General features: G+C 70.9%; 5 protein-coding genes and 2 pseudogenes. 3 read left to right on the top strand and 4 right to left on the bottom strand.

The features are described 5' to 3' along the window. Window positions 1-304: pseudogene (locus tag ACFXA3_RS38760) on the bottom strand (hypothetical protein); the annotation flags it as partial. A 375-nt stretch (window positions 305-679) separates the two neighbouring features. Between ACFXA3_RS38760 and ACFXA3_RS38755 the strand changes: the two are divergent. Continuing rightward, complete coding sequence (locus ACFXA3_RS38755) at window positions 680-1,099, top strand: SRPBCC family protein (protein WP_385195443.1); 420 nt, start codon at window positions 680-682, stop codon at window positions 1,097-1,099. Next, entirely contained in the window at window positions 1,093-1,530 is a 438-nt protein-coding gene (locus tag ACFXA3_RS38750) for a MarR family winged helix-turn-helix transcriptional regulator (protein WP_385195440.1), read from the top strand. Before ACFXA3_RS38755 ends, ACFXA3_RS38750 begins: the two co-directional genes overlap by 7 nt. A 214-nt stretch (window positions 1,531-1,744) precedes the next feature. Here ACFXA3_RS38750 and ACFXA3_RS38745 read toward each other — a convergent pair whose 3' ends face one another. The 3 genes and pseudogenes from ACFXA3_RS38745 to ACFXA3_RS38735 all read right to left on the bottom strand — a co-directional run bounded on the left by ACFXA3_RS38745 (window position 1,745) and on the right by ACFXA3_RS38735 (window position 3,054). After that, window positions 1,745-2,239, bottom strand: coding sequence for a nucleoside deaminase (locus tag ACFXA3_RS38745; protein WP_385195438.1), 495 nt, complete (start codon window positions 2,237-2,239; stop codon window positions 1,745-1,747). A 156-nt stretch (window positions 2,240-2,395) separates the two neighbouring features. After that, window positions 2,396-2,563: pseudogene (locus tag ACFXA3_RS38740) on the bottom strand (purine-nucleoside phosphorylase); the annotation flags it as partial. Window positions 2,564-2,619: 56 nt separating this feature from the next. Beyond that, the gene (locus ACFXA3_RS38735; protein WP_385195436.1) at window positions 2,620-3,054 is read right to left on the bottom strand and encodes a MarR family winged helix-turn-helix transcriptional regulator; all 435 of its coding nucleotides are present in this window, start codon (window positions 3,052-3,054) and stop codon (window positions 2,620-2,622) included. A gap of 61 nt (window positions 3,055-3,115) precedes the next feature. Here ACFXA3_RS38735 and ACFXA3_RS38730 point away from each other — a divergent pair. Continuing rightward, on the top strand, window positions 3,116-3,562 hold a 447-nt coding region (locus ACFXA3_RS38730), incomplete at its 3' end, for an alpha/beta fold hydrolase (RefSeq protein WP_385195433.1).

The raw sequence follows: 3,562 nt of genomic DNA, 5'->3' as shown, positions 1-3,562 counted from the left end.
GCAGTTCACCCGGCACCTGGAACAAGCTGGCGTGAGCACCGACGAGGCCGCCGTCCTGCAGCCGGACTGTCACGGTCAGGCAGCTGGTGACGCTCGGATAGGTGATCACGCCACCGGGTGCGACCTCCTTGACCTGACCTTCCGCGATCGTCGCTCTGCCGGGTGCCGTCACGCCGTTCGCCGCTGGCCGCACTGCGTGCGTAGGGCTGTTCGGGGCACTGTCGGCGGCTGCACCGGGTGAGCTGAGGGCCACGGCGCCCACGAGGGCAACCGTGAGGGTGGACATGCGCTTGAATTCGATCACGGTCTGACATTCTCCGTCACCTCCTCGGTGCGGTACGCCTGGCCTCTCCGGCCGGAGAAGGGCTGGAACAGCGTCCTTGTCCTGTCCGAATCCCGCGTGTCCTTCGAACTCTGCTACGCGACCACCCTCGTGGCATCCGTGCCGTTCGGGCTGGGCCGGCGGACCCGCGCCGGATCCGTCCTCTCGTCTGGTGGGGGCCCGCACTGTCCCACTCGGCGGACGGGTTCCCCACGGGATCGGCCGGAACCGGAACCGTGCCCCTGCGGGGGAGGCCCGGCGTAGCCGGATCGAAGCAGGGAGCGGTTCCTGTGCGCTGGACATTTAGTCTGTGCGCAGATAATCTGTGTGCAGATCAAATGGGGAATGGGAGCCGTCATGTGGACGTACGAGCACAGTGTCGACACCGCCGCCGCACCCGAGGCGGTCTGGCAGCAGTGGGTCGATGTGGCGAACTGGGGCATCTGGAATGCTGACATTCAGAAGATCGAGGCCACCGGCCCCTTCGTCACCGGAACCCGCATCACCATGCACCCCGCCGGCCAGGACCCGGTAGAACTCACGCTGGCCCAGGTCAGCGCTCCCGAGGTGTTCGTCGACGAAGCGCGCTTCGCGGGGCTGTTGTTCCGCACCGCCCACCGCGTGACCGCCCAGCAGGGCGGGGCGCGCATCACCTACCGCATGGAGATCACCGGTGCCGCGGCCGATGAGATCGGCCCGCAGGTGGGTCCCGGCATCACGGCGGATTGGCCGCAGACGATGGCGGCGCTGGCGCGGCGGGCGGAGGCCCGATGCTGACTCCGGGCGCAAGCCCCGGCTTCCTGCTCTGGCACGCGACGCTGCGCTGGCAGCGGGAGGTTGCCGCGGCGCTGGCGCCACTCGGGCTCACGCACGTGCAGTTCGTCCTGCTGGCCTGCACCTGGTGGCTCAACCGCGAGGGCGGCCACCCCAACCAGCAGGCCGTGGCCCGGCAGGCCGGCACGGACGTCAAAATGACCTCGCAGGTGCTGCGCACCCTGGAGGCCAAGGGGCTCATCGAGCGGGAGACCGACCCCGCGGACACCCGGGCCAAGCGACTCCGGGCAACCCCGGAGGGCGCCGATCTCGCCCCCCGCGCCATCGCGGCGGTGGAAGCCGTTGACGCGGCCTTCTTTGCCGCCTCCCCACGCGCCGAGACCCTCATGGTGCTGCGGACCCTGGCCTCCGCCCCCGCGGCGGACGACGACTGAATTCCTCTTCCCGCCGAGGGCGCCCCTCCGTCCGCGACCCCACCCGTGGACGGAGGCGGAGAGGGGTCGGGCCGTTGCCGGTGTGGACCGATTGCGGGGATCGCTGTCGGTGGGCCGTGGCGGGCAGTTCCGCGCAGACCCGGCGGGTCCGAAGGGAGTGTTCCCGCTCACTCTGCCGAGGGCACCCGGTGGGGGCGTTGCGCGACCTGCTGCGCTATCCCCAGTAGCCGAGGTGTACCGCGGCGGCCTCTTCGTAGAGGTGCGGCCCCGATACCTCGACGGTGTTCCCGCCCGCCGCGAAGACCTGGCGGCACGGGAGGTCGAGCAGCGGCTCTTCGGGGTCCACTCCGGCCAGCACGTTCAGCTCCGTGGCCGCGAGTGCGTAGACGACCTGCCGGATGCCGCTCCAGTAGATCGCGCCCGAGCACATCGCGCACGGTTCGGTGCTGGTGTACAGCGTGGCCGCGGCGAGCTGGTCCGGGGTCAGCGTCCGCGACGCCTTCCGGACCAGGTTCGTCTCGGCGTGGCCGGTGGCATCGTGCTCCGTGATGACGGTGTTCTCGGCGGTGAGCAGGATGTTCCCGGCCGCGTCGGTGAGCAGCGCGCCGAACGGATGGTTGCCGTGCCGGCGCGCGCGGGCCGCAAGGTCGATGGCCGCCAGGAGGTGAGTCCGAGCCTGATCGGCCAAGGTGTTCGAAGCGGGTCGCATGACGTGCTCCTCATGGGGGAGGGGATGAATCTGGACGGTGGGGCCGGCGCGGTCCGGCTCGGAGGCTCGCCGGGAGCTGTCGTCAGGTGACGGCTCCCACCGGCCACTTGCTCTCCGGTGACCCGGTTCCTCCGGTCATGGTGTGCAGGTTCACGGTCACATCTCCGTGAGCAGCCGGCTCAGGAGCTCGCCCATGCGCGAGGCCGAGTCGCGGCCCGCCCTCAGGACCTCCGAGTGGTCCAGGGGCCCGGCGCTCATCCCGGCGGCCAGATTGGTGACCAGGGACAGTCCGAGTACCTCGGCGCCGGCCGCACGGGCGGCGATCCGGGCACCGCCGTCTGAGCTCGATGGTCGGTCGCGGCGCATGGGCGCCGGAGGCGTCAAAGAGGAGGCGGCTGCGCGTCCGCGCCGCCGTCGATGCGGTGAAGCAGCTCGAGGAGCGTGGTGCGGTCGGTGGGGGACAGTCCCGAGTAGCACCAGGCGAGCACTTCGTCGGCGATCCGGTGTCCTGCGCTCAGGACCTCTTCGCCGGCGGGGGTGAGGTGGTGCTCGATGCGGCGGCCCGTGCCGGGCCTGCGGTCGATCAGGCCCAGGGCTGCCAGCCGGCCGGCGAGCGTGCCGAAGGCCTGCTCGCTCTGGAATGTCGCCGCCGCCAGGGCCCGGGCCGGTGACCCGGGCGCGCGGCTGATCGCGCGGAGCGCGTCCCACTGCGCGAGCGTGGTGCCGGCGGCGGCGAGGCGGCTGTCCAGAGCGCGGTGCTGCTTGTACTGGGCCTGCTTCACCGCTCTTCCAAGGACCTGCAGTTCATCGGGCATGAGCCGAGTCTACGACACGACTAAGCTTGTTTATATAAACAAGCTTAGTTACAGTCCGGGCATGCCTCAGAACACGAACGTCGCCCTGTACCCCGACCTGTCCCTCACCCTGACCGAAGCCGGACACGGCAGGCCTTGTCTCATCCTGCACGGCGGCGGGGGACCGGCCACGGTCGCCGGGCTCGCCTCCCACCTCGCCCAGGCCGTCCACGCCATCACTCCGGTCCACCCGGGATGGGACGGCACCCATCGCCCGCCGTGGCTGACCGGCATCGACGATCTCGCCCTCGCCTACCTGCACCACCTCCAAGACCGCGGACTGCGCGACGTCCTGGTCGTCGGCTCCTCGGTCGGCGGCTGGACCGCAGCGGAGATGGCCGTACGGGACACCGGCGGACTCATCACCGGGCTCGTCCTGATCGACCCCGTCGGCATCCACGTCGAGGCCGAGCCGATCAGGGACTTCTTCAAGCTCGACGCCCGCGGCGTGGGGGGGGGGCGCGGGCGG

Source organism: Streptomyces sp. NPDC059456 (genome assembly GCF_042750055.1).
Taxonomy (GTDB): domain Bacteria; phylum Actinomycetota; class Actinomycetes; order Streptomycetales; family Streptomycetaceae; genus Streptomyces.
The sequence above is the reverse complement of the archived record's forward strand: the minus strand, read 5'-3'. Positions and strand labels throughout refer to the sequence as shown.